General features: G+C 38.5%; 20 protein-coding genes. 13 read left to right on the forward strand and 7 right to left on the reverse strand.

Translation table 11 applies throughout. The annotated features are described in order from the left end of the window. The first annotated feature begins 12 nt into the window (after positions 1–12). Positions 13–411, forward strand: coding sequence for an SRPBCC family protein (locus AC6H0V_RS08555; RefSeq protein ID WP_497563309.1), 399 nt, complete (start codon positions 13–15; stop codon positions 409–411). 129 nt (positions 412–540) lie between these two features. Here AC6H0V_RS08555 and AC6H0V_RS08560 read toward each other — a convergent pair whose 3' ends face one another. Beyond that, a complete protein-coding gene (locus tag AC6H0V_RS08560; RefSeq protein WP_497563310.1) occupies positions 541–3,240 on the reverse strand; it encodes a hypothetical protein in 2,700 nt (899 codons plus the stop codon). 389 nt (positions 3,241–3,629) lie between these two features. Here AC6H0V_RS08560 and AC6H0V_RS08565 point away from each other — a divergent pair, with 389 nt between their 5' ends. From AC6H0V_RS08565 to clpB, 8 genes are all read left to right on the forward strand, one after another. Beyond that, positions 3,630–6,299: an alpha-L-rhamnosidase gene (locus AC6H0V_RS08565; RefSeq protein WP_497563311.1), complete on the forward strand. Its 2,670-nt coding sequence runs from the start codon at positions 3,630–3,632 to the stop codon at positions 6,297–6,299. A gap of 186 nt (positions 6,300–6,485) precedes the next feature. Next, positions 6,486–6,899 carry a hypothetical protein gene (locus AC6H0V_RS08570; RefSeq protein ID WP_497563312.1) on the forward strand — a complete coding sequence of 138 codons (414 nt, stop codon included), beginning with the start codon at positions 6,486–6,488 and terminating at the stop codon, positions 6,897–6,899. Between the two features lie 103 nt (positions 6,900–7,002). Next, on the forward strand, positions 7,003–7,323 hold the full coding sequence (locus AC6H0V_RS08575; protein ID WP_497563313.1) for an ArsR/SmtB family transcription factor: 321 nt from the start codon (positions 7,003–7,005) through the stop codon (positions 7,321–7,323). Next, on the forward strand, positions 7,320–7,844 hold the full coding sequence (locus AC6H0V_RS08580; protein WP_497563314.1) for an SRPBCC family protein: 525 nt from the start codon (positions 7,320–7,322) through the stop codon (positions 7,842–7,844). The genes AC6H0V_RS08575 and AC6H0V_RS08580 overlap by 4 nt, the downstream gene beginning before the upstream one ends. A gap of 97 nt (positions 7,845–7,941) precedes the next feature. Next, positions 7,942–8,556, forward strand: coding sequence for a VOC family protein (locus tag AC6H0V_RS08585; RefSeq protein ID WP_497563315.1), 615 nt, complete (start codon positions 7,942–7,944; stop codon positions 8,554–8,556). A gap of 39 nt (positions 8,557–8,595) precedes the next feature. Further along, entirely contained in the window at positions 8,596–8,958 is a 363-nt protein-coding gene (locus AC6H0V_RS08590) for a VOC family protein (protein ID WP_497563316.1), read from the forward strand. Positions 8,959–9,217: 259 nt separating this feature from the next. After that, positions 9,218–10,447, forward strand: a complete 1,230-nt coding sequence (locus tag AC6H0V_RS08595; RefSeq protein ID WP_497563317.1) for an exo-beta-N-acetylmuramidase NamZ family protein — start codon at positions 9,218–9,220, stop codon at positions 10,445–10,447. A gap of 176 nt (positions 10,448–10,623) precedes the next feature. Then, entirely contained in the window at positions 10,624–13,215 is a 2,592-nt protein-coding gene (gene clpB / locus AC6H0V_RS08600) for an ATP-dependent chaperone ClpB (protein WP_497563318.1), read from the forward strand. A gap of 98 nt (positions 13,216–13,313) precedes the next feature. Here clpB and AC6H0V_RS08605 read toward each other — a convergent pair whose 3' ends face one another. Then, positions 13,314–14,405 (reverse strand): metallophosphoesterase, encoded by a 1,092-nt coding sequence (locus tag AC6H0V_RS08605; RefSeq protein WP_497563319.1) that lies wholly within the window; start codon positions 14,403–14,405, stop codon positions 13,314–13,316. A 269-nt stretch (positions 14,406–14,674) separates the two neighbouring features. Here AC6H0V_RS08605 and AC6H0V_RS08610 point away from each other — a divergent pair, with 269 nt between their 5' ends. Together AC6H0V_RS08610 and AC6H0V_RS08615 are read left to right on the forward strand one after the other, a co-directional pair. Beyond that, positions 14,675–15,301, forward strand: a complete 627-nt coding sequence (locus tag AC6H0V_RS08610) for a hypothetical protein (RefSeq protein ID WP_497563320.1) — start codon at positions 14,675–14,677, stop codon at positions 15,299–15,301. Between the two features lie 169 nt (positions 15,302–15,470). Next, entirely contained in the window at positions 15,471–16,130 is a 660-nt protein-coding gene (locus tag AC6H0V_RS08615) for an outer membrane beta-barrel protein (protein WP_497563321.1), read from the forward strand. Positions 16,131–16,179: 49 nt separating this feature from the next. On the opposite strand, the gene AC6H0V_RS08620 is transcribed toward AC6H0V_RS08615, so the two are convergent. Both AC6H0V_RS08620 and AC6H0V_RS08625 read right to left on the reverse strand, forming a co-directional pair. Continuing rightward, positions 16,180–17,841, reverse strand: coding sequence for a M28 family metallopeptidase (locus AC6H0V_RS08620; RefSeq protein ID WP_497563323.1), 1,662 nt, complete (start codon positions 17,839–17,841; stop codon positions 16,180–16,182). Positions 17,842–18,127: 286 nt separating this feature from the next. Then, entirely contained in the window at positions 18,128–20,632 is a 2,505-nt protein-coding gene (locus AC6H0V_RS08625) for a S9 family peptidase (RefSeq protein ID WP_497563324.1), read from the reverse strand. A 187-nt stretch (positions 20,633–20,819) separates the two neighbouring features. On the opposite strand from AC6H0V_RS08625, the gene AC6H0V_RS08630 reads away from it, so the two are divergent. Continuing rightward, positions 20,820–21,698, forward strand: coding sequence for a polysaccharide deacetylase family protein (locus tag AC6H0V_RS08630; protein WP_497563325.1), 879 nt, complete (start codon positions 20,820–20,822; stop codon positions 21,696–21,698). A gap of 37 nt (positions 21,699–21,735) precedes the next feature. On the opposite strand, the gene AC6H0V_RS08635 is transcribed toward AC6H0V_RS08630, so the two are convergent. From AC6H0V_RS08635 to AC6H0V_RS08645, 3 genes are all read right to left on the reverse strand, one after another. Then, complete coding sequence (locus AC6H0V_RS08635; RefSeq protein WP_497563326.1) at positions 21,736–22,188, reverse strand: 3-oxoacyl-ACP synthase; 453 nt, start codon at positions 22,186–22,188, stop codon at positions 21,736–21,738. A gap of 70 nt (positions 22,189–22,258) precedes the next feature. After that, positions 22,259–22,828 carry a nitroreductase family protein gene (locus AC6H0V_RS08640; protein WP_497563327.1) on the reverse strand — a complete coding sequence of 190 codons (570 nt, stop codon included), beginning with the start codon at positions 22,826–22,828 and terminating at the stop codon, positions 22,259–22,261. 175 nt (positions 22,829–23,003) lie between these two features. Continuing rightward, positions 23,004–23,558: a HEAT-like fold family protein gene (locus tag AC6H0V_RS08645; RefSeq protein WP_497563328.1), complete on the reverse strand. Its 555-nt coding sequence runs from the start codon at positions 23,556–23,558 to the stop codon at positions 23,004–23,006. A gap of 103 nt (positions 23,559–23,661) precedes the next feature. Here AC6H0V_RS08645 and AC6H0V_RS08650 point away from each other — a divergent pair, with 103 nt between their 5' ends. Further along, entirely contained in the window at positions 23,662–25,284 is a 1,623-nt protein-coding gene (locus AC6H0V_RS08650; protein WP_497563329.1) for an ABC-F family ATP-binding cassette domain-containing protein, read from the forward strand. Positions 25,285–25,433 lie beyond the last annotated feature (149 nt).

Genomic DNA, 25,433 nt, shown 5'->3' on the forward strand with positions numbered 1-25,433 from the left:
AATAACGCTAATATGACCATTATAGAAAGTGCTGTTGAACTTAATTTACCTATAGATAAAGTTTATAATTACCTTGAAGATCTTAATAATCATCAACATTTAATGCCCGAAAATATTTACAATTGGTCATCAACACAGGATGAAGCGAGTTTTACCATACAGAACATGGCAAAATTGGCTATTAAAATTTCGAGCAGGGTTCCTAATAGTGAAATTATTGCCATTCCTACAGAAAAGCCGCCATTTGATGTTGAATTAAAATGGACAGTTACGCCATCAGAAAATGGAGGAACCATAGCTAAACACATTATTTCTGCTGATTTAAATATGATGATGAAAATGTTGGCCTCTGGTCCGCTTCAAAAGTTAGCTGATTACCAGACCGCAAAGCTGAAAGAGGTTTTGTCTTAGGCTGCCACCTTTGCGAGGCCATTCTTCATGGCCGAAGCTCCAAAGGAGTGCCGATGGTACAATCCCCTTTCCGGTTATAAATCACATCTTAGCAACAAGGAGATTGCTGCGCTCGAAAAGCCGAAGAGATCACCTCACCCTAAACTCCTGGGTTTTCCTTGTTAATAGCCCATTTAGGGATACTCCTTCTACCGTTATCAAGTACTTTCCAGGTTCATCAGCCGTAAAAAAACTAACGTTCACATTTCCATCCTTATCAGTAATTAAATTAGGGTTCCAATAGAGTGTCGATCTAAGATCAGTCATTTTATCATTTTTATTCACCACATCGTAAGCGGGCGAGTAAAATTCTTTGGTTACGGCATATCCCACTGGTCCAATCCTACTCAACCCTGTTGGAGTATAGGTATTGTATTTAGTGGCACGGGTTTCTGTGGTAAGAAACACTATCCCGAAACAAGGGCTGCCCTTAACCCCAAAACTGTTTAAGCCCACACCCACGCCAGCGGCATAATCGCCGCCCGTAATAATTTGAACTCCTGCTAAAGCCATAGGATTTATGCCATCTATATCATCTAAGGGCATACCATCTAGCAAAATCAACATCGGACCTTCTTTACCCTTACAATGTCCTATAATAACATTGTCACGGATATAAACATTTATTAGTCCCCTTAATAAGTTGGTAAGGTGTCCGGCTGATTGAAGTTTATCGGGAGTAAGCGTATGATCAGCCCTTACCAAAGGAGGAATTTCCGATTTATAGATTTCGGGCTGTTTACTTTTGCTTTGCCTAATCTCTACAGTTTTAAGTGTAGTGCCTTTGTTAACCAGCCCATATTTATTGAGTTCGTTATACATCTTCTCTGTGGCAGCCAAGTAATTTACAAATGAAGTTTGATCAGTGCTGCGGATCCAGGGAGTTTTAAACGGAATGGGCTTATTTTCATCCAAAATAATTTTTACATTGTTGCGGTCTTTTGCATTTTTAGCGCGAACAATAAACTTCGTACTATCGGTAAAACTCAGTTCATCAAACACAAATCGCCCATTGGCATCAGCCACAGTATCGATCAATGTCATCATAGAAGGTACTAAAAGATTTACTTTTCCAAATGGGATAGGTTTATTACCTATCGTTGTTAGCATTCCACTAATTTTTAACCCTTTTTCTGGCAAAAATTTAAATTCTGTTTTTTTGGCCTCTTTTACATCCTCCCATTTAAACCTTCTCCAACCTTGGGTTAGCATCAAAAGGTCTAAGGCCCTTATTTTTTCGGGATTAACTGACGTGAAATAATAATTAGGATTCTCGATATAGCCCTTTAAGTCTGAAGTAAGCAATAAATTGGAGGCAATGGAAGTTTCTTTCTCCTCCTTAGCGTTTACCTTATCCTGATTGATAACCGCAATAGAATAGCTTCCAATCTGTCCATGGGCATTTTGGTCGGATACGTTGATGTTCACATTCACTTTTTCTCGTTTGGTATACCTTTCTTTTGTTTCAATCGTGGCATGCGTTAATTTCATTTTAGGTTGTACAAAGATCAATCGCTCTGCAAGCGGCATTAGATCTGCTGAAAACAGGGTAATTTGTACAATTCCTTCTGCCAATAAATTTTTAGAAAGCTTGCTTAATAGTGAGGGCTTATCCATTTTAATCCTTGTGGTATAAACTACTACCCCATTATTTTGCGCTACTAAGATCACTTCCTTTGCAAGGTTTTTGTCTGACGATTCTATCTTCATTAGTAGTTCGCTATCATCCAAATGATTTAGGCCCAAAACCATACCTTGTTCGAGAGCAACGGGCAAGCTAAATCTTTTTTCCAGTCCGTTTTTTAAACTGATTACTGCAGTGTAAACCTTCCCGTTGGTTGGTGTAAGCGCAAATAACCCCATTCCCGCATGTTCTGTGTTTAATTCGGCAATTTTTGTTTTTTGTTGATCTTCGATGTACCCCTTAACATCAACCCCTCGTCCATCCCCTCCTATAGCCTTAAAAGCAATTTTAGACCGCAATCCTACAACCAAGCTCCCTCCTTCCGGAAAAAATTGAAGGTCAGTTTTATCTTCCTGGGTTTCGACTTTGAACTGTCTGAAAATGTAGTTGCTTTCGCTTTTGACAAGTTGTGTTTTAAGGATAATCTGCTGGGGAAAATACCCCTTTTTTAATTGGTAGGAAATCTTTACGATCCCATTTTGATCTGTTTTCGCTTTCCCTTCAAACAGGCTTTTATCCTTATAAAGGAATTGATAATTTACCTGTTTTAGGCTTTCTGGATTTCCTTCAAAATTCTTATAGGTTATTCCGGCGCTGAGTAATGTGCCCTCGCTGTTTTCTTGAACTCCAAAATTAGCATTTGCAGCAACCGTTCCATTTAGTGCATCACCAATAGCGATGGTTTTGGTAAAAAAATAATCTGGGTCGTAATTTTCCATCCATTTTGTATAGGCTCTTAGCTGGTAGTTACCAGGGGCGAATAAAGAATCTATTAACTTTATATTCCCAGATGCCAAGCCATTTTCTATAGGGAGGATAAACGTTTTGATCGAATCTCTATCATCGATTAAGTCAACGTATAAAACTTTGCTTAAAAGAGAGAGTTTATTTTCTTCGGCATTTACTAGATAGGATTTAAACCAAATATCATCACCTATGCTGTAATAAGGTTTATCAAAGTGGAGATGGAGTTTCTCTTGGGGGCGCTCGGCGGTGTACTTTTCAAACTTTTCTAAAAAATTGTCCAGATTGTTATCGTCTATGACAAAAGCTGTGGATACACCAATAAGTAGTGCAATCACAATGAGAGAGGTATATTTTTTCATAGGAATAAAATATATACCAATATACCAAAAAAAGTATTGTTATGCTAACCAAAAGGCCGGCATAACAATACTTGGGAATTTAGTCTGGGCTATCTTCTTTTGTAAAGGAACCCAAAAATAAAAACACAAAAATAAACATCGCCACCAGGCTTTGAAAAATGAGAGTTAGTGCTTTAAACATGGAATTTAGATTGTAGTTAGGGATGAAAGTTTAACTATTAATAAAAATTTAACAGTATTAATTAATTTTTCGAAAGCATCAAAAACTTTGCCATCTTAAATTAAATTTCCCCCAGAAAAACATCAAAAAGCCATAATTTTACAATGCATTCGTTCTTTTTGCCTCTCGCCACATTTTTATACCTTAGTACAATATAAACCTATCAAAAATGATACTTTTTAAGTGGCCTAAAACTTATTTGTTGATCCTTTCTTTTTTTGCTTTTTCTAATGTTTTAGGACAATCGCCAGTACAACTTAAGACAGAATATCTAGTAAATCCTATAGGATTGGATAACCCAAACCCCAGGTTTACTTGGCAAATGGACGATTCGAGAATGGGTGCTAAACAAATTGCCTTTAGATTAATGGTAAGTACCGATTCGATAAGCTTGGCGCAAGGGAAAGCCAAACAATGGAACACGGGATGGGTAAAAATGAGTTCGTCACTCAAGACCTACAATGGAGAAGCCCTAAAACCGTTTACCAAATACTTTTGGAGGGTAGACCTCACCAATCAAGCAAATATAAAGTCGACGAAGATCAACATCTCCAGTTTTGAAATGGGCATGATGGATATAAAAAATTGGCAGGGTTCGTGGATTTCCGATAGCGAAAATATTAAGCTAAAGCCTGCACCCTATTTTAGAAAGACATTTGAAACTCCGAAGAAAATCAAATCAGCGAGAGCATATATCGCTGCTGCGGGTTTATATGAGCTTTATTTGAACGGAGAAAAAGTGGGAAACCATAGGCTCGACCCCATGTACACCCGCTTTGATAGGCGAACCCTCTATGTTACTTATGATGTAACCAATCTGCTTAGATCAGGAAAGAATGCAATCGGAATTTTATTGGGCAATGGATGGTACAATCATCAATCAACCGCTGTTTGGAACTTCGAAAGAGCACCTTGGAGAAACCGTCCTACGTTTTGCTTAGATCTTAAGATTACCTATACGGATGGTACGAGCACAACCATCACCTCTGGTAAAGATTGGAAAACATCTCTCAGTCCAATTATTTTTAACAGTATCTACACTGCCGAGCATTATGATGCCCGATTGGAGCAAATGGGTTGGAACACCAAAGAATTTGACGATAGCAAATGGAAAATGGTAATTTTACGCACTGCACCTTCAACACATATAGTTGCCCAGGCAATGCACCCCGTTCGCAACGTTGAGGAAATTGCAGCCAAAAACATTAAAAAATTTAACGACACCTCTTACATCTTTGATCTTGGCCGAAATATCTCAGGAGTGAGCAAAATAGGGTTAAAAGGTCCTGCGGGAACAGTGGTAAAGATAAAACACGCCGAAAGGCTCTATCCTAATGGGCATGCTGATCTTTCAAATATCGATGTACATTATAGGCCAACTGATGATACAGATCCCTTTCAAACAGACATTGTTATTTTAAGTGGCAAGGGCGAAGAAAGTTTTATGCCCCATTTCAATTACAAAGGCTTTCAATATGTGGAAGTGAGCAGTAGTAATCCGATTCAATTAAAGAAGGAAGATCTTGTTGGCTTTTTTATGCATAGCGATGTGCCTGTGGCAGGAAAGGTCAATGCGTCAGACCCATTGATTAATAAAATTTGGTATGCTACCAATAACTCCTATCTATCGAACTTATTTGGCTATCCAACCGATTGTCCGCAGCGCGAAAAAAATGGATGGACCGGTGATGCGCAAATAGCCGTTGAAACCGGCCTATACAGCTTTGACGGGATTACCGTTTACGAAAAGTGGTTAGCCGATCACCGTGATGAACAACAGCCAAATGGAGTATTGCCTTCAATTATTCCTACGGATGGATGGGGATACGAGTGGGGAAATGGCCCAGATTGGACAAGCACGATCGCCATCATCCCATGGAACATCTATCTTTTTTATGGCGATAAAAAATTGCTTGAAGATTGTTATGATAATATCCGAAGGTATATAAACCATATCGACGACACCTACCCTACCGGATTAACCACCTGGGGTTTGGGTGATTGGGTTCCGGTAAAATCAACCACTCCAGTAGAACTTACCTCCACATGTTATTACTACGCAGATGCAGTAATATTGGCCAAAGCAGCTAAAATTTTAGGTAAAACCGATGATTATCAAAAATATAATGCTTTGGCGATAAAAATAAAAAATGCGTTTAACGATAAGTATTTAAATAAAACGACTGCCATTTATAACACTGGTATTCAGACCGAATTAAGTGTACCCTTATTTTGGGGCATCGTGCCCGAAGCTTATCAGAACAGGGTAGCAGAAAATTTAGCGAAGCGAGTTGAGGCCGATGGGTTTCACTTGGACGTAGGTTTATTGGGTACCAAAGCCATTTTAAATGCATTGAGCAGCAATGGATATGCTGACGTGGCCTACAAAGTAGCTTCCCAAAAAACCTTTCCCAGTTGGGGCTGGTGGATTGCTAACGGCGCTACAACCCTGTACGAAAACTGGCCAATTGATGCTAAATCAGATATTTCGATGAACCATATCATGTTTGGAGAAATTGGCGCCTGGTTTTATAAAGCTTTAGGCGGCATCAAGCCGGATGAAAAACAGCCCGGATTTAAGCACATTATCCTAGATCCACAACTAGTTGATGGACTTGATTATTTCGAGGCAGAGCACGATGGTCCTTACGGTAAGATCAAATCAGCTTGGAAGAAATTAGCGCATGGCATTAGATATGAAATTACCATTCCGGCCAATTCTAGTGCCACTGTTAATTTGGCTATAGTTCGTGATCAACAAACATTTATCAATGGTAAAACAAGTGCATCTGGTAAGATTAATCTTGAAGCTGGACATTATGTTATTGAGCAAAGGTGAATGGAGTGGGGAGTTGGATGCCGATAACTATTGGGATGAGAGTGGGGTTTATGCAGGTCGGCTTGCGAGTCCCGATTCTTCATCGGGGCGAAGCAATCCCCTTGCGGCCAGGCGATTGTGCCAAAGGCACTCCTGCGGAGCTTCAGCTGTGAAGGACAGCCTCGCAAAGGCGAAAGAAATTATGTTATGAAAAGACTAGTTTATGTGATCCTAATTTTATTATTTTCAAGTTGTCATCCTGTTTTTTGTGGATGGAATCTAGGGTATAAACAACTTGATAAAGAACCAGCAAGAAGTAATATAGTTGGCTTTTACCAACTTAACAATAAGTCTAAAGAATTTATAAATGAAATCTATACCGAATGGCCCTTAAAATTGGAATTAACTAATGACGGCTATTACACCTTTATTAATGCCAGCAACGTTAAAACAGGAAGATGGTCTGTTAGTTGTAATCCCTCCTATGCATGTTTGCTAGAATTAGAAGGAATTGGCGTTGAACCTTTAAATACCAAAAATGGAAAATTAGCTATACAAATTACCATTGGCGACGGTGACAATTGCACAGGAATAATCTATGAAAAACTTGCTTCTCCCTGAATTTAAAACAAGCTAAAGAAAAAATGCTAAAAAAAATTTGCGAAACCGAAAAGTTGCACATATATTAGCAACTGATTGGTTTCACGATTACACCAACAAACAAATGAGAAGAGACATTTTTCAAGCAATTGCGGATCCAACAAGACGAGCCATAATAGCCTTAATTGCGTTGCAAGCAATGACACCTAACGCTATTGCCGATAACTTTAACACAACACGGCAAGCGGTTTCAAAACACTTACGCATTTTAACAGAATGCGAACTGGTAAAGCAAGAACATCAAGGCAGAGAGATTTACTACTCTCTTGAAATTGAAAAGATGAAAGAAATAGACAAATGGTTAGAACAATACCGAAAGATTTGGGAAACCCGGTTTAATCAATTAGACCAGGTCCTATCAACACTAAAAAAGCATCAAAAATGAACAATTTGCTTTCCGATAGCTATCGGAATGACTTTACGGTGGATAAATCAACAAACTCGGTTTTAATAACGAGAGAATTTGATGCAGAGCTTTCATTAGTTTGGAATGCGTTTACCAAACCAGAGATTCTAGACCAATGGTGGGCACCCAAACCCTTGGTTTCGAAAACCAAAGTAATGAACTTTGAAGTAGGTGGTCGAAGATTTTATGCTATGGTGTGGCCTAACGGACAAGAACATTGGGGACTGAAAAAATACACGTTAATAAATCCCAAAATCACCATAAAATGGTTGTCTTCCTTTACCGATAAAGACGAAAACATAAATCGCGAATTGCCAACTTCAGAATGGGAATTGAATTTTAGTGAACATCCCGATAGGCATCGGGGTACGAAAGTAAGTATTGCCATAAAAAACAAAACACTTGCCGATATTGAAATGATTATCAAAATGGGCTTCAAAGAAGGCGTCATCATGACATTAAACGAGTTAGAAAATTTATTATCAACATTAAATAACTAAGGTAATGAAACCATCATGTGCCCAGTACAAACCCTGACTACTAAAATCTGGCGGTACATGATAGCTTCATTACCATTAAAAAACAAATTATTTTCAAATGAAAAAGTATAATTTTAAATTGTTGACCGCCTTGGTGATAGGTAGTCTAATGGGTTGTGGAGATTCTCAGCAGAATACTCACAAAAACAATAACACCGATACCATTTCCATTCAAACTTTAACAAAAAAGACCGATATGATTACTCAAAAAATAACACCTTGCCTTTGGGTTGATAAAGATGCAAAAGCAGTAGTAGATTATTACCTTTCTATTTTCAAAAATGGTAAAATGAAAGATTATCGCCAATATAAGAACCCACCACAAGGAAAAGAGCAAGGTGGCCAAGACACCTTCGAAACAGCAGTTATGGAAATTGGTGATATAGAATTTAGTATTTTAGCTGCAGGCCCATACTTCAAGTTTAATGAATCTGTTTCATTTGTTATTAATTGCAAAGACCAAGCAGAAGTAGATTATTATTGGGAGGCTTTGACAGCAAACGGCGGACAGGAAGGATCGTGTGGGTGGTGTAAAGACAAATATGGTTTATCGTGGCAGGTTGTTCCCGTTGAATATTTTGACCTTATTCATAGCGATGATCCTAAAGTTAGAGAAAAGGCCATGAAAAATACATTTAAACAGAAAAAGTTAATACTTTCAGAACTTAAATGAAGTAATAATATCGTCTAAGAAACGAATAAACCACGACCGATGAATTTTGAAAAGCTAGTCCCAAATATTTTTTATAGAGACATTAGGCAGGGTTTGAAACTGTTTGTTGACTGCCTTGAATTTACGATTGGACACGAAGAATTAAACTCACGAGAACCGTTTTGTGTTGTGGAGAAGGATGGGCTACGAATTAATCTATTTGAGAATGCAAAACTTGCAAAAGAACATCATCCCGAGTTTAGATTAGTAACTAAGAATATCGAAGAAGTTTATACAAAAGTTGCCGGGTCGTATCCTGAATTTCTTCATCCAAATCTTAAACAAATTACACTTCGTCCTTGGGGCGCCAAAGAATTTGCCTTGATGGATAAACAACTCGGAATTGTGATTCAACAATGGTAGCACCCTTCCCCTCACAGGGTTTCTAAATTGGTGGAGCCTCTTCTTTGATTAAAATCTTAGTAAATTAACTCTGGATATTCGTAGCAATAGATCCAGAACGTTGGTGGTAACCTGGGCATCCTTCATATTGCAAATCTTTTGTATTTGATAAAACCTATAATATACCTGATACTTTAGTCAAATTTACTAATTTAGCTATTGTTGCTTCGGGAACATCCCACATAGCGATGAATGGAAAAAAATATAAAAGTTATAACTAATGAGATCAACTGCTATCCTTTTTTTAATGCTTCTGGCGATCAGCAACATCAATTGTACCGCACAGCTTGCCTCCTCAAGCCAAACTGCAACGAGCAAGCGGGGTATTATTACCGGTGCAGACCAGACCGAAAAATACTTGCCTTATCTAAAAGGAAAACGGGTTGGCCTAGTTGCTAATCAGAGTTCAATAATAGGCAAGAAAAGCAGCGTAGACAGTTTGCTTAGCCTCGGAATTAAAATTGTAAAAGTGTTTGGACCTGAGCATGGCTTTAGGGGCAATGCGAGCAATGGCGCGGTGGTTGGCAATGAGATAGATGCTAAAACCGGCATTCCGATCATTTCTTTATATGGTAAAAATGAGAAACCAACAAAAGAACAGCTAGCAGATATCGATCTTATGGTTTTTGACATACAGGATGTAGGTTGTCGCTACTATACCAATATCAATACGCTGCAGTATGTGATGGAAGCCTGCGCAGCAAACAACAAAGAACTGCTGATTCTAGACAGGCCAAATCCAAATGCATACGTAGTAGACGGACCTGTAATGACGGATGATAAATTTAAATCGGGCATCGGAATCCATTATACACCCATGACCCATGGCATGACAATTGGAGAATTTGCACAATACCTTAACGGCGAAGGTTACCTTAAGGAGCAATGTAAAATTAGGATAATAAAAGTTGCCAACTACGATCATGACATGTCCTATGTATTACCGATCAACCCTTCACCTAATTTAAATACGCAGCAAGCTGTGATGCTTTTTCCGAGCTTATGTATGTTTGAAGGAACAGCTATCAATGAAGGCCGGGGAACCTACATGCCATTTACTATTTTGGGTGCGCCCGCATTAAAAGGTAAGTATTCATTTTCGTACAAACCAGTAAGTATTCCTGGGATGAGTGAGCGGCCAAACCAAAAGGATTCTGTTTGTTATGGTCTCGACCTTCGCAACTATGATATCAATCAATTACGCAAGAGCCGTCAGATCAATCTTTCTTGGGTAGTCGAGCTCTATAATTCCTATCCAGATAAGGCGCATTTCTTTGGGCAGGAAAGAGCTAGTACAGGTGTATCTCCTTTCGACTTGCGTATAGGCACGGATCAATTGAGAAAGCAGATCATTGCCGGAGTTTCTGAAGCTGAAATCAGAAAAAGCTGGGAGCCTGGATTACAAAAATTTAAGACAATAAGAGCAAAGTACCTTTTGTATCCAGATTAGTTAATTTATGCGAGTTGTTTAAATTTTTGGAACATATATTTATCAAACTACAGACAAAATTTCAGTTCAACCTCCTCTTTTACAGACATTTAGTCTGTCAGATTTATATCTTACCGACAAAATTTCCGATTACATGAAGCAAATTAAGGTGGCATTTGTTTTGATTTAAAGGAAATATGAACTTCAACAACTTTACAATTAAAGCCCAAGAAGCAATTCAAAAGGCTTCTGAAATAGCACAGGGCAACCAACAACAGGCTATCGAAACCGCTCACCTTTTAAAAGGTCTGCTTACCGTTGATGAAAATGTAGTTTCTTATGTGCTAAAGAAACTAAATGTAAACTTAAACTCGGTTGAACAACATTTAACCGCAGCGATAGATAAATTACCAAAAGTTACCGGAGGCGATGTTTATTTATCGTCGAGCGCAAATTCTGCGATCCAAAAAGCACAGTCTTATCTTAAAGAATTTAAGGATGATTTCGTTTCTGTAGAGCATCTGTTATTAGGTATATTGGCTGTAAATGATGCTACCTCCAAATTATTGAAAGAACAGGGCGTTAACGAAAAAGACCTAAAAAAAGCCATTGTTTCCCTCCGTGGAGATAATCATGTAACCGATCAAAATGCTGAAGCTACCTATCAGGCCTTAAGCAAATATGCTCGCAACCTCAATGAATATGCGGAAAGCGGAAAATTAGACCCAGTAATCGGTCGTGATGAAGAAATCCGTAGGGTAATCCAGATTTTATCGCGTAGAACGAAGAACAATCCCATTCTAATTGGTGAACCTGGGGTAGGAAAAACAGCTATCGCTGAGGGAATTGCCTTTAGGATCATTAAAGGCGACGTGCCTGAAAACCTTAAAACCAAAACGGTATTTTCTTTGGATATGGGAGCACTAATTGCAGGTGCCAAATACAAAGGAGAATTTGAGGAACGCTTAAAAGCTGTAGTAAAAGAGGTTACGCAAAGCGATGGAGATATTATTCTGTTTATTGATGAGATTCATACCTTGGTAGGTGCAGGTGGTGGCGAAGGTGCCATGGATGCGGCGAATATCTTAAAACCAGCATTGGCCAGAGGCGAATTGCGTGCAATTGGAGCTACAACATTAGATGAATATCAAAAGTACCTCGAAAAAGACAAAGCCTTAGAACGCCGATTTCAAAAGGTTATGGTTAATGAACCCGACACTCAAGACGCTATCTCGATCTTACGCGGTTTAAAAGAGCGATACGAAACCCACCATAAAGTTACGATCAAGGACGAAGCTATTATCGCCGCAGTAGAAATGAGCCAGCGCTATATTGCTGATCGGTTTTTACCGGATAAGGCCATCGATTTAATGGATGAAGCCGCCTCGAAATTACGTATGGAGATGGATAGCGTTCCCGAAAATGTAGATGCCCTTGATCGTGAAATTATGCGTCTCGAAATCGAGCGTGAGGCAATCAAACGCGAAAAAGACGATAAAAAAGTAAAAGAACTTTCTGAAGAAATAGCCAATTTATCCGCAGAGCGTGATGAACTGAAAGCAAAATGGCAGGGAGAAAAAGACCTGGTCGACTCGGTTAACAATCAACTTGAACAGATAGAACAATATAAATTGGAAGCCGAACAGGCCGAACGTGCGGGCGATTATGGAAAAGTGGCCGAAATCCGCTATGGCAAAATCAAAGAAGCACAAGATAAAGTCGCTAAACTTAAAACCGACCTCGAAAGTCAGCAGAGCGAAAGCAGAATGCTCAAAGAGGAAGTAACCGCTGATGATATTGCCGGAGTAGTGGGCAGGTGGACGGGTATTCCGGTTACCAAACTTATCGCCAGCGAACGCGAAAAACTGTTACACCTGGAAGATGAACTGCATCAACGCGTAGCGGGACAAGATGAAGCTATCGAAGCGATTTCAGATGCCATCCGTAGGTCTCGTGCAGGCTTGCAAGACAAGCGTAAACCAATTGGCTCTTTTATCTTTTTAGGTACCACAGGGGTGGGAAAAACGGAATTGGCAAAAGCATTGGCCGAATTTTTATTCAATGATGAGAACGCCATGACCAGGATAGATATGAGCGAATACCAGGAACGGCATGCGGTTTCTAGATTAATCGGTGCGCCTCCAGGATACGTGGGTTACGATGAGGGTGGACAATTAACAGAAGCGGTGAGGCGTAAACCCTATTCGGTAGTGCTATTGGATGAAATCGAAAAAGCCCATCCTGATGTGTTTAACATTTTATTGCAGGTACTGGATGATGGTCGATTAACCGACAATAAAGGCAGAATGGTAAACTTTAAAAATACCATCATCATCATGACTTCAAATATTGGATCGCATTTGATCCAGGATAATTTTAAAAATTTAGACGATGAAAACCGTGATGAACTGATTGCCAAAACAAAAAATGAACTGTTTGAACTATTAAAACAAACGATCCGTCCAGAGTTTTTGAATAGAATTGACGAACTGATCATGTTTACCCCTCTTAACAGAAATGAAATTCGTGATATTGTTAGTCTGCAATTTAAACAGGTACAGCAAACCTTGGCCGAAATGGGTATTACCATGGAGGCCAGTCCGGAAGCGCTAGATTGGCTGGCAGAACTGGGTTATGATCCTCAATTTGGAGCAAGACCGTTAAAAAGAGTGATCCAAAAACGAATTTTAAATGAACTTTCTAAGTCTATTTTAGCTGGAAAAGTAGATAAAGACAGCAACATCAAGTTGGATATGTTTGATCATCAGTTTGTATTCTTGAACAATTAAGCGAAGAGCATGGAGTAAGAACGTTAAGCTCTTACTCCATGCTCTTTACTTCATGCTCCATGCTCCATGCTCCTTGCTCCATGCTCTTTGCTCCATGCTTACTGATACAAAGGTTCCGTAAATTGGCTATCACCGTCGGTCTCGTAAACTACTTGTCCATTTGTTTTCGGACTAAAAGTAGTAACACTCAAAGTTTGCTTCGTTTTATTGAACTTCATCAGCCTTAATAGGCCATTGCCCCCGTTTCTGTCTGGTATGCCGCCATAGGGAGCGTTTTCCCTAAACTGATAGTCAGTTAGATACCCTTTTATGGTTGATCCCTGATATACATCACGTCTAAATCCTTCGCCAGAAATATGTCCGCCAAGGGTTAAAAATACATTTTTATGGTGCTTCGCCATGTTGTAGATCTGCTTTCCCTGTTTCGTATATTCAGAGGGTACATTGTTATTGCCAGTTCCATCTTTTTGGTTGCTTTCGCTTCCTTTGGGTTTTCCGAGCATGCTATGTGTTACCAAAATCGCCCTGCGATCGGCATTTGCAGATAACACACTGTCTGCCCACTTTAATGTCTTGGTTTCGTATTCTTCGCTATAGCTTTTATTGCCCGGCTCATTGTATACAAAATATATGGCTATGAACTTTTCGCCATTGGCTGTAAAAATGTCAAAATGATTATCACTATTGTCGTTTCCGCCCATACCCCCGCCGTACCATTTTTTATCCTTGAAATGACTTTTTCCGAAGTACTTGGTATAATCTGTTGATTGGTCTCCCTTTGAAGGATTTCCATTGGGCGTTTCGTCATGGTTGCCCACGCTTAATCCATAGGCAATATTGTCTGCATCCAACTTGTAAAGCACACTTTTGGCCCTATCCCATTCTATCGAAGCATTATGATCAGTAATATCACCCAAATGGATCACGTACTCAATATGCTGGTCTTTACGGTTACTCCTAATCCATTCGATTTGATTATCGAACATTTGCATGTTGCCCCCATTTTTAATGGCTGTATAATATTGTGTATCCGGAAGTACGGCTATAGAAAAATATTCATCACCCGCCTCTACCCCATAATTAGCATCTGGATTAGAAGTTCTATAAGACGACATTTTACATCCAAAAGAAATTAATAGTAATGAGGCCGTTAAGAATAGTTTATAGCAGGAAAAGATATTTTTTTGCATTGTTGGTCAAATAATCTGAATATAATTTTAATTTTTTTGAAGTTAACAAATTTGTTCAAAGGTTGAAGAATGGAGATGTTGGAAAGTTGAGTTGTTGGAAGTTTTACTTGTTGGAAGGTTGGAGTGTTCCCACTTCTCATATCTTCTATTCAATTTTTTTTTCCTGAAAATCAATTCATTAACTGCAAAATCAGTTGTTTAACTAAAAAAATAGTTATAATTTCATTTTTTCTTTTTAATATTGAATAAACACATCAAAAAACACATAAATGAAATCAAAATTAATTTTAACTGCTATTGCAGTTTGCTTATCCCTGAGCGGGTTTGCACAAACAAAAGGAACAAATGTTATCGGCTTTGGTCTGAATGTAAGCGAAAACACAACTACGTCAAATAATGGCGAAGTAGTAAAAACCAAACAGAATTCTTTTTCATTAGGTTATGGCCATTTTATTACTGACAATACAAAGATTGGATTGGATTTATCCTATATGATTTCTAATCAAAAGGATTATGTAAGCAACCAATCAGAGATAAGTGGCTATGGAGGGAATCTGGACTATCAAAAATACTATCCAATTGTGAAAAAACTATTTGCTTATGCGGGTGGAACGGGAGGTTATTTTCATAGTAAACAAACTTCCACTTTGTATACAGATGAAGTTACCTATCTCGGAAATAACTATTCATTAGGCGCTTATGGCGGTGTTACCTGGTTCCCATCAAAGAGATTTGCACTGGAGACTAAACTACTATCTGCAAATATGAACTACAGTACCGCGAGGGCAACTAATAATTCAAGTGGATTTTTTACTTCGAACAAGGATACTTCCTTTAACCTTAAAACAGAGGGCTTTATTAATAATTTAGGTTTTAAGATCTACCTATTGTTTTAGGTTAGCCATTAGTTAATTGGTTAACTGGTTAGTTGGTTAACTGACTAATTGGTTAATTGCCGATTCACCTTTAACATCCCTTCACATCTTTTCACAAACTTTAACTAAACCGGTATTTCTGAGTATTTTTTTCTCTCTAATTTCGGCTAAACTTAAAACTAATCATTAAATGAAATTAAAATTATCATGCCTATTGGTGTTAGTAGCAGTAGCTTTTAACGCAAACGCCCAAACTGAAAAGGGGCAAAATTTAATTGGTATATCTGGCTTACATACTTGGGAGAGGACAAATACACTCCTTGCCCTCGACAAAAAGACAGAGACCCAAATCAGCATTAATTATGGGCACTTTATCCATAAAAATTTAGCCTTGGGCATAACTGCTAGTTATAATTCTAAAAAGACTTTTATCCAATCCGATTACCTCCTTGACCTGGTTACTTTTTATGCCCTCAGTCATGCTTATTCAGATACAAAAACCAAGTACATAGCCTTAGGCCCTTACTTACGATACTACATTGACATTTCGAACAAATTTAAATTTTATAGTGAATTTACCGCTAACATTGGTTTGGGCACACAGAGTAACGAATACATCTCACCTAACAGAAAAACCTATTCGGGAAATTACACCAATTATACTGCGGCCCTAAATGCAGGGCTTGCCTACTACCCTACCAAGAGGATTTCAGTTGAGCTAGGATTTAATGTGGTTTCTTATACAAACAGTACAGCCGATTATAAAGATGCTTCTAACGAGCGCATCCAGAAGGTTAACTTTGGTTTAAATTCTTTCAGGCCAGTTGTTGGAGTTAATTTCCACTTTTAGTAAAAGATAGGTTAGCTAATTAGCGCATTTGCTAATTAGCTAATTTTAATTACTTCATCGACTTATCGCGTATCGCTTTAAATTCTGATCCTGTTTTCCAGCCTGGGAAAGTACTTTCGTTACTTAATCGGTAACCAACATCAAATAACAATCTTAGATCGGTAACTATACCTTCAAAATTCCATTTATTAGGTTCAAAATTATCTCCAGGAGCATGGTACCGATTTTTGGTATAGTCTTCTTTTAGCATTTTTCCTGCATTTAAGGTTTCATTGCCAATAATTTCTTCACCGGTTTCGGTATATAGTGATGGGATTCCCACCTTTGCAAAATTAAAATGATCTGATCTAAAATAATACCCCGCAGATGGATTTTGATCTTTTACTACCACCCTTCCCTGTTTTTTGGCGGCTTCGGTTAAGTAATCTTCCAATTCTGATTGGCCATATCCAACCGCCACAATATCCTTTGTCTTTCCAATAGGTTGCATGGCATCAATATTAATATTTGCAACGGTTTTGTTTACGGGCACCAATGGATGTGTAGCATAATATTCTGAACCCAATAAGCCTTGTTCCTCTCCGGTTAAGGCTATAAACATGACCGAACGTTCTGGCTGATGTTTGGCCTTTTTAAATGCATCGGCCAATGCCAATAGAGCGGCTGTTCCTGTTGCATTATCTACAGCACCGTTGTAAATGGAATCACCATTGATAGCTTCGCCTGTACCCAAGTGATCCCAATGTCCAGAATAGATAATATATTCATTTGCTCTTTTGGTCCCGGGTAATACAGCAACCACATTATTCGAATTGGATTTTTTGATGGTATTGGTAATTGTAGTGGATAACTGTAAACCTAGATCAACAGGCCTAAATCCTGGTCTGCCCGCTTGTTTCATTAAATCAGCGCTCTTTCCGGCCATTTTAAACATCGCCTTAGCTGCATCTTGGGTTATCCAACCTTCCATAAAAGCTCTAGAACTGTTATTATCCGCCGCTGCGAGATACAGTTTCGATTTAGACCATCCGCTTCTAACGACAGCCCAAGGGTAACTTGCTGCATCCGTATCATGGATAATAATTACCCCACTTGCGCCTTGACGGGCAGCTTCCTCGAACTTGTAGGTCCAACGGCCATAATAGGTCATTGTTTTTCCCTTAAATAAAGTCGAATCCAGAAATCCAGGATCGTTTACCATTACTACAACAGTTTTACCTTTTACATCCAACCCAGCATAATCATTCCATTTATACTCCGGTGCTACAATCCCGTAGCCCGCAAAAACCATATCGCAATTTTTTATTTCAACCTTATCAATAACATGACGGGTTGCCGCCACAAAATCATCCAAATAGGTTAGTGTTGTACCTACATTGCCTGCAGCAGTCTTGATGGTTAATGCTGTTGGGGTTGATTTGATATCAACCATAGGCACTTCTTGAAAATAACTATCCCCATTACCTGGTTTTAGTCCTAATTTCTCAAACTCTCCTTTAAGGTAAGCGATGGTCTTGGTTTCTCCAATGGTAAAGGGCTTCCGTCCTTCATATTCATCAGAGGCCAAAACTGCAATATGCTTAGCTAAAACGCTAGCATTAATTGCTTTTAACGATACAGAATCTGTTTGCGCAGAATCATCGCTTTTATTAGACTGGCAGGCGGCTAAACTTATAGCGGCAACCGCGAACAGTAGAAATCGTTTTTTCATGTTTATTATTTTTTTCACCACCTAAGACACCTTAGGGACCTAAGTTAAACCAATCGCTGTGCGCCATACGCCTAGCGCTTTTCTTTTCACCACCTAAGACACCTTAGAGACCTAAGTTGCATCCTGGCTCTTTCCTGGAACGCATAACGTTTTTTCACCATCTCAGACCTCTTAGAACAGCTAAGACAACAAACCGCTACACGCCAGCTCTCATTTCTTTCCCTAAGTTAAACTAATTACGTTAAACCGACCATGACTCAGGACTTCCGACTCAAGACTAACCTCATCACTGCTTTCGTTCGATTTCCCGATCCATTTCCATGATATTGACGTTGCCGGATTGAGAAAAATCGCCCAGGAGATAATTGTTAAAGTAATCGGCCAAACGCCAGAACATATATTCTGTCATATCTCCAAAACCATGGCGTTGACCAGGAACAATCATATAATCAAATCGTTTACCCGCTTTAATCAATGCATTTGCAACCCGAATAGAGTTTGCTGGGTTTACGTTATTATCTACATCACCATGCATCAACAATAGATGTCCTTTTAAATTTTTTGCTAGATCAGGGTTTTTATCAATTGCATATTTAAAAGTGGTATCGCCCTTTGCCGAAACGATTTCTTTTACGCCATGATGTTTTTCGCTCCACCAACGGTTATATATGCTATTATCGTGGTTTCCTGCTGCCGAAACGGCAACTTTAAAGAAATCTGGATAAACTAATAATGCGGCAGTAGACATAAATCCGCCACCCGAGTGACCCGTAATACCTACTCTATTTGCATCAATATAACTATATCTATCTGCTAGTTGTTCTATTGCTGCTTTTTTGTCGGCCAACCCATAATCTCGTAAATTCCCATAGCCATAGGTGTGATACCATTTAGAGCGGGCAGGGTTTCCACCCCTATTGCCAACTGTAATTACGATATAGCCAAATTGGGCTAACCGATCAGTTCTATCCATGCTTCTGCCAAATGACTTATTTACCGCTTCGGTTTGTGGTCCTGGGTAAACATACTCAATGATGGGATATTTCTTATTCGGGTCAAAGTTAAACGGCTTGTACATTACACCATAAATATCGGTAACTCCATCATCTGCTTTGACTTTAAAAGGCTCAGGAAATTTATAACCTGTAGTCATTAAGAGCGATAAATCTGCAGTTTCCAAATCCATCACCTTATTACCAAGATTATCCAGTAAAACTGATTTGGGAACCGTATTAACTCTCGAGAAATTATCGATAAAAAATTGCGATTCATCATTCATGTTAATGGCATGATCAAAATCTCCGTTATTAAGCAGTTTCATTCCTGTTCCGTCGAAATTAATTCGGTACAAATGCAAGAAATAAGGGTCTTCTTTAGCTTCACGTCCATTTGCCGTAAAATAAAGCACCCTGTTTTTTTGATCGATATTTACGATTCCTTCACAATGGAAGGATCCTGAAGTAATCTGATTTTTAAGTTTCCCATTTTCGTCGAACAGGTAAAAATGTCCCCAACCATCGCGTTCGCTCCAGTGGATAATTTCTTTTCCCCCATTAATTAGTCCTGGGCGCTGTACTTCTACATAGGTATTAAAACGCTCGTCTATAAGTTGTTTAACAACCCCCGTATTGATATCTATAGTACAGATATCTATTCGTTTTAGATCTCTGCTAGTTCTAGAAAAATAGAACTTATCATTATCGCCCAACCAGATCGAAGGTCTAAATTCGTTGTCCCTATCCTTATTTAATTGCTCCTTCCCCCATGAAGAGATACTTTGATCTTTAAACGCAGTAGTATTTATTGTTTTTTGAGTTTTTGCCGCAAAATTAAAAAGCACAAACTCATCTATTGGTGCTTCCTTTTCGCCGGGCATTTGATATTTGTAGGTTTCTAATGTGGGCCTGCCGGCAGTTACACTATTAATTACCCATAGATCCTTAACCTTTCTAGAATCTGTTCTATCGAGCACAAAATGCTTCGAATCAGGCGACCAGAGCACATAGGCCCCTCTCCTTTTCTTATCATTTTTAACTACTTCTTCATTATTTTCGCCATCACCATCATTTCCGTAAGAATAAAACTTTACCCCATCCTTAGTTAACTGATGTTCTACAATCGTGCTGTCATCTTCATTTTTAACCGCTTTTTTATAGTTCGCCTTATCCATCCAATATAAGTTATAATTTCTGGCAAAAATTACAGCTGATGAATCTGGTGCAACAGATCCCCAAGATGGTTTGGCTTTTGGTTTATCGTAGTTCTTTACCTCTGTTAATTTGTTGGTAGCAAGCTCATAATTGAAGAAGAAAATCTTTTTTTGCATCGAATCTGCAGCTTTCTTATCCTTTCTGTCTTTTTTAAGTTCATCAATTGTGCTTTTGATTTCGAAATTGATGCTTTTTTCGTCTTTCGCGAATTTAAGGTTTTCGATGGGCAGATGTTGCGCATCAAAGGGATCAAGAATTACCAAAGTAATTTCTGCAGCCAGTTTATCGGTATCGAATAATAATCTTTTGGTTTTTAGGGCTGGTTCAACTATCCACCATTGTTTTCCGTTTGGGGTTTCATATTGGTACCAAAACCGGTTCGATAATTTTAGCCAATGTGGATCAACAGCAGTTGAAAAAATAATCTTTCTTAATTTTGTTGGCGAAAACCGGGCGGCTGCCTGATAATTTGCTTTTTCGGTACTTGTTGTAGTTTCAGTTAAAGAAATTGTTTTAGTTTGGGCAATTGCATTAGCTACCAGCAAACAAATAATTGATAAGAGAAAGTAAAGTTTCTTCATTGATGGTGATTAAATGATAAATAAAAGTCTAATTTATTTAAAATGTTAACGTATCGGTATTTTAATTTGTAATAATGAAGTTAGATAGGCAGGCGTAAAGCGTTGAGCGATAAACGTCGCAAAACGCTTTACGCCAAACGCAAGACATTTGAAAACTTTTTATAGTTTTGTGGCAAAATATTTATCCATGAACAAAAATTTTCTATCCTTACTAGCAGCAGGCCTAATTTTAATGGCTAGTTGTCAATCCAAATCACAATCAACTGACGCTTCTTCTAATGACAGTACCTCACAGGTAGCAAATGCAGATGGCACTTCAACTGAAAAAGTTGACATCTCCAAAATCAAAGTAGCAGATGCCAAAACGATTTTAGCCCGTAAACAAGTACCCATTTTATGTTACCATCAAGTACGTAATTGGAAGGCTAGCGATGGAAAAGTGGGCAAGGATTATATTGTTGAAATCCAGAACTTTAAAGATCAGATGAAAATGCTGGCCGATAGTGGTTATCATACCATTTTACCGGACCAACTCTATGCCTACCTAAATAATGGGGCCAAATTACCTTCAAAGCCAATTATGTTAACCTTTGATGATACAGATTTAGATCAGTTTACCATTGTAAACCCGGCCTTAAAAAAACTAGGCTACAAGGCCGTTTATTTTATCATGACGGTATCGATAGGCAGAAAAGGGAAATTTGTAGACTATATGTCCTCTGCGCAGATTAAACAACTTTCTGATGAGGGAAATATAATTGGAAGCCATACCTACGATCATAAAAACTTTAAAAAATATGCCGGTAAAGATTGGGAAGAGCAATTAGATAAACCAACCAAGAAATTAGAAGATATTACAGGCAAGAAAATGACCGAGTTTGCCTATCCATTTGGTTTATGGAACGCCGAAGGAATTCCAGAATTGAAAAAACGTGGATTTAAAATGGCTTTCCAATTATCAACCAAACGTGATGAAAAAGATCCGCTATTTACCATTAGAAGGATTATAGCTAGCGGCTATTGGTCGCCAAAAACATTGAGTAATAGTATTAGGAATAGTTTTTAGATAACTCATCGGATGACTTCGAGTCATCCGATGAGTTTTATCCGATGAGTTTTATCTCGTACTTTTTCCCGTTAAAATCAAACTTATCCCCTTCTTTCTTACCCAAAAGGAGTTTACCGATAGGCGAAACCGCTGAAATGGCAAATATGGTTTCTTTGCCTACATGAAGTTGCCCTGCACTGATACTGAGGTAAAAATTACCTTGGTTGGTATGTACTAAACTGCCGTTACGGGCAGTTTCTGAGAAGGGAGCGTCTTTTAGTGAACCTAGAACTCTGTGGTTTTCTTCAGCATCTATGAGCAATCTTTTGTTGCGATCGATATCTTGCTGCATCATTTCTCGGCTTGTTTCATATTTATCTCCAGCGCTACTTTTGGTATCTTCGCTACTTGCTTCACGGGCACGACTAAGCGCCGTTTCGGCCGTTTGGATGCGCTCCTCAATAAAATCTAAACAAAGTTGGTATAATGCGGATTTGATTTCTTGCATAAAGACTGGGTTGAACTAATTTAAATATAAAGAAAAATTAGTGAATTTGGTGAATTAGCTGATTAGCTACTTATAACCACCTAACCTTATCTGTCATCGGCGTCCTATTTGCTTCTCTTGGTTGTTCGTTGTGATAACCCATATAGAATAGACCATAGCACTTTTCGTTTTCTGCCAATCCCAGAAACTCATCTAGCGACTCAATTAGTGGAGGCGAACTCCAATAGGCCCCAATATTTAATGATTGGGCCGTAAGGGCAATGTTTTGTACGGCACAGGCAGTAGCAGCAATTTCTTCCCAGGCTGGTAACTGATCCGGATGAAATTGGATATTTACTGCTAAGATACAAGCCGCCTGGGCAGTTTTTTCGGCAAAACTAGCATATTTTTTTGGCAGGAATTTTTCTGGCGGAACGCTTTGCTGGTAAATCCTACCTAACTCTTCCCCTAATCGTGCTTTAGCTTCATTGGCCATCACCACAAAGCGCCACGGCTGTGTGAGTTTATGTGTTGGGGCATAATTCGCATTGTCTAATAGTTGATGTATTACCGCTGTTGGAATGGGCTTTTGGATATAACTAGCTGGAAAAACGCTTCGTCTTTGTTTAATGATTGTAGTTAAAATGTCGTAATTACTCATCTTGTAAAAGTAGGAATATGATTTCACAGATTGAAGATGATTACACCGATTTTTAGGATGATAAGCTAAATGCGCTTCGCGGATGATTACACAGATGAAAAGATTACACCCCCTGCCTGCCAAGCAGGAAGGGATTTTTACGTAACCTGACTGGATAAATTTCTTTGACTACGGACTACGGACTCAACTTCTTCTTAATCTGTTTTGCTCTACTATAAAAGGCTATGCTTTCTTTATCAGACAAGAAATTTATGGTTTGGATGAGTTCGTCCCTTACCCAATCGTGTTTTTCACAAAAATTAGATAAGGCGGTTAAACTGTGTACCTTAATGGCCACGGGTTGATTTTCTGTAATTAACCAGCTAAATAAAGTTTCAATAATCTCATCGCTATTATAGCTATGAATAAGGGATTTGATTTGGGAATGGGCTTTTTTATCTGTCATTAATGCCAGAATCTTGCTAAAATGGCGTCTGCAAGAGGGGTTTTCTTGTAAACAAAATTGCTGCAAAAAATAAGGAGCAAAAGGTAAAAATCTTTCTATATCAAGGGTGTAGATATATTCTAGGATCCATGATGCACGAAATCCAATTTTGTGATCGTGATAAAAGGTAAGATCAATAAGCTCTTTTACCGAATAGTTACTTTTTGAAGCAATATTCGCCAAAGCAAGAATTTTCGTTTTATGCAATTTTTGGGAAATATCGCTAAGTAAACTACCGGATTTCATACCGTAAAAATATGGAAAAAAATTCGCGATAGACATCCAGAATCCATACTTGACACTCATAAATCCCGACTTTTTTCGTACCTTTGCATTTTATTTCAAAAACATGATTTCAGTTTCTAATCTTTCCCTCCGTTACGGCAAACGAACCCTATTTGAAGATGTTAACCTTAAATTTACGCCAGGAAATTGCTATGGGGTAATTGGTGCCAATGGCGCAGGAAAATCTACCTTTTTAAAAATTTTAAGCGGCGAAGTAAACCAGACCTCTGGTTCGGTGGCATTTACTCCTGGCGAGCGGATGGCCGTGCTAAAGCAGAACCACTACGAATTTGATGAATTTTCTGTGCTAGAAACGGTAATGATCGGCCATAAGGAATTGTACGACATCATGAAAGAAAAAGATGCCATTTACCTTAAAGAAGATTTTACCGATAAAGATGGTGAAAGAGCAGGCGAGCTAGAAAATATATTCGCAGAAAAAGATGGTTGGAATATGGAAAGCAACGCAGCAACCTTATTAAGTAATCTTGGTATTAAGGAAGAGCATCACTATAAACAATTAAAAGAATTAGATGGTAACCAGAAAGTTAGGGTATTATTAGCTCAGGCCTTATTTGGTAATCCTGATATTTTATTATTGGATGAGCCTACAAACGATTTGGATATAGACACCATTGCCTGGTTAGAAAATTTCTTGGCCGATTATCAAAGCATTGTATTGGTTGTATCACACGATAGGCACTTTTTGGATGCGGTTTGTACACATATTGTAGATATCGATTTCAGCAAGATGAATATCTATACCGGAAACTACACCTTCTGGTACGAATCTAGTCAGCTGGCGCTAAAACAACGAAGCGATCAAAATAAAAAACTGGAAGAAAAAGTAAAGGAACTCCAAGAATTTATCCAGCGTTTTAGTGCAAATGCCTCAAAATCAAAACAGGCAACTTCACGTAAAAAAGCCTTAGATAAGATCGATATATCGGAAATTAAAGCTTCAAGCAGAAAATATCCTGCAATTCTGTTCAATAATTTAGGTCGCGAAGCGGGAGATCAGATCTTACAGGTAGAAGGATTAAGTAAGGTTTCCAATGGCGAAACCCTATTTACTAATGTAAACTTCATGGTTAACAAAGGCGATAAGATTGCCATCCTTTCACAAAATAGTTTAGCAACTACTGCATTTTATGATATCCTTTCGGGAAGAGATCAAAGCTATAAAGGCGAGTTTAAGTTTGGCGTAACCATTAGCACAGCTGATATCCCGAATGATAATTCAGCTTACTTTGAAGGAAAGGACGAGAACCTGGTAGATTGGTTGCGCGAATATTCGGGAACAGACGCTGATGAACAATTTGTGAGAAGTTTTTTGGGCAGAATGCTTTTCTCGGGCGATGAAGTGCTTAAAAATGTTAAAGTACTTTCTGGAGGCGAAAAAATGCGTTGTATGTTCTCAAGGATGATGCTTCAATTGGCTAATTTACTGATGTTTGACGAGCCTACTAATCACCTCGACCTCGAATCAATTACCGCATTAAACAACGGGATGAAAGATTTTAAAGGAACAATCTTGTTTACTTCCCGAGATCATGCACTAACCGAAACGGTAGCCACAAGGATTATCGAATTAACCCCAAAAGGCAGCATAGACAGAATGATGAGCTATGATGATTACATCAATAATGAAGATGTAGCAAAGCTAAGGGCGGAGATGTACAAGTAGGTGGAGCGCATGGAGCGGAGAGCTTGAGTTGGGGGTTGAGAGTGTACATAATATATCATATAAAGCCTTTCAATTATTTTGAAAGGCTTTTTTAATACGTAATGATTTGGTTAGGTTTAAATATCCCATTAAAATCTTATACAATTAAG

It is taken from the genome of Pedobacter sp. NO84, assembly GCF_059703915.1.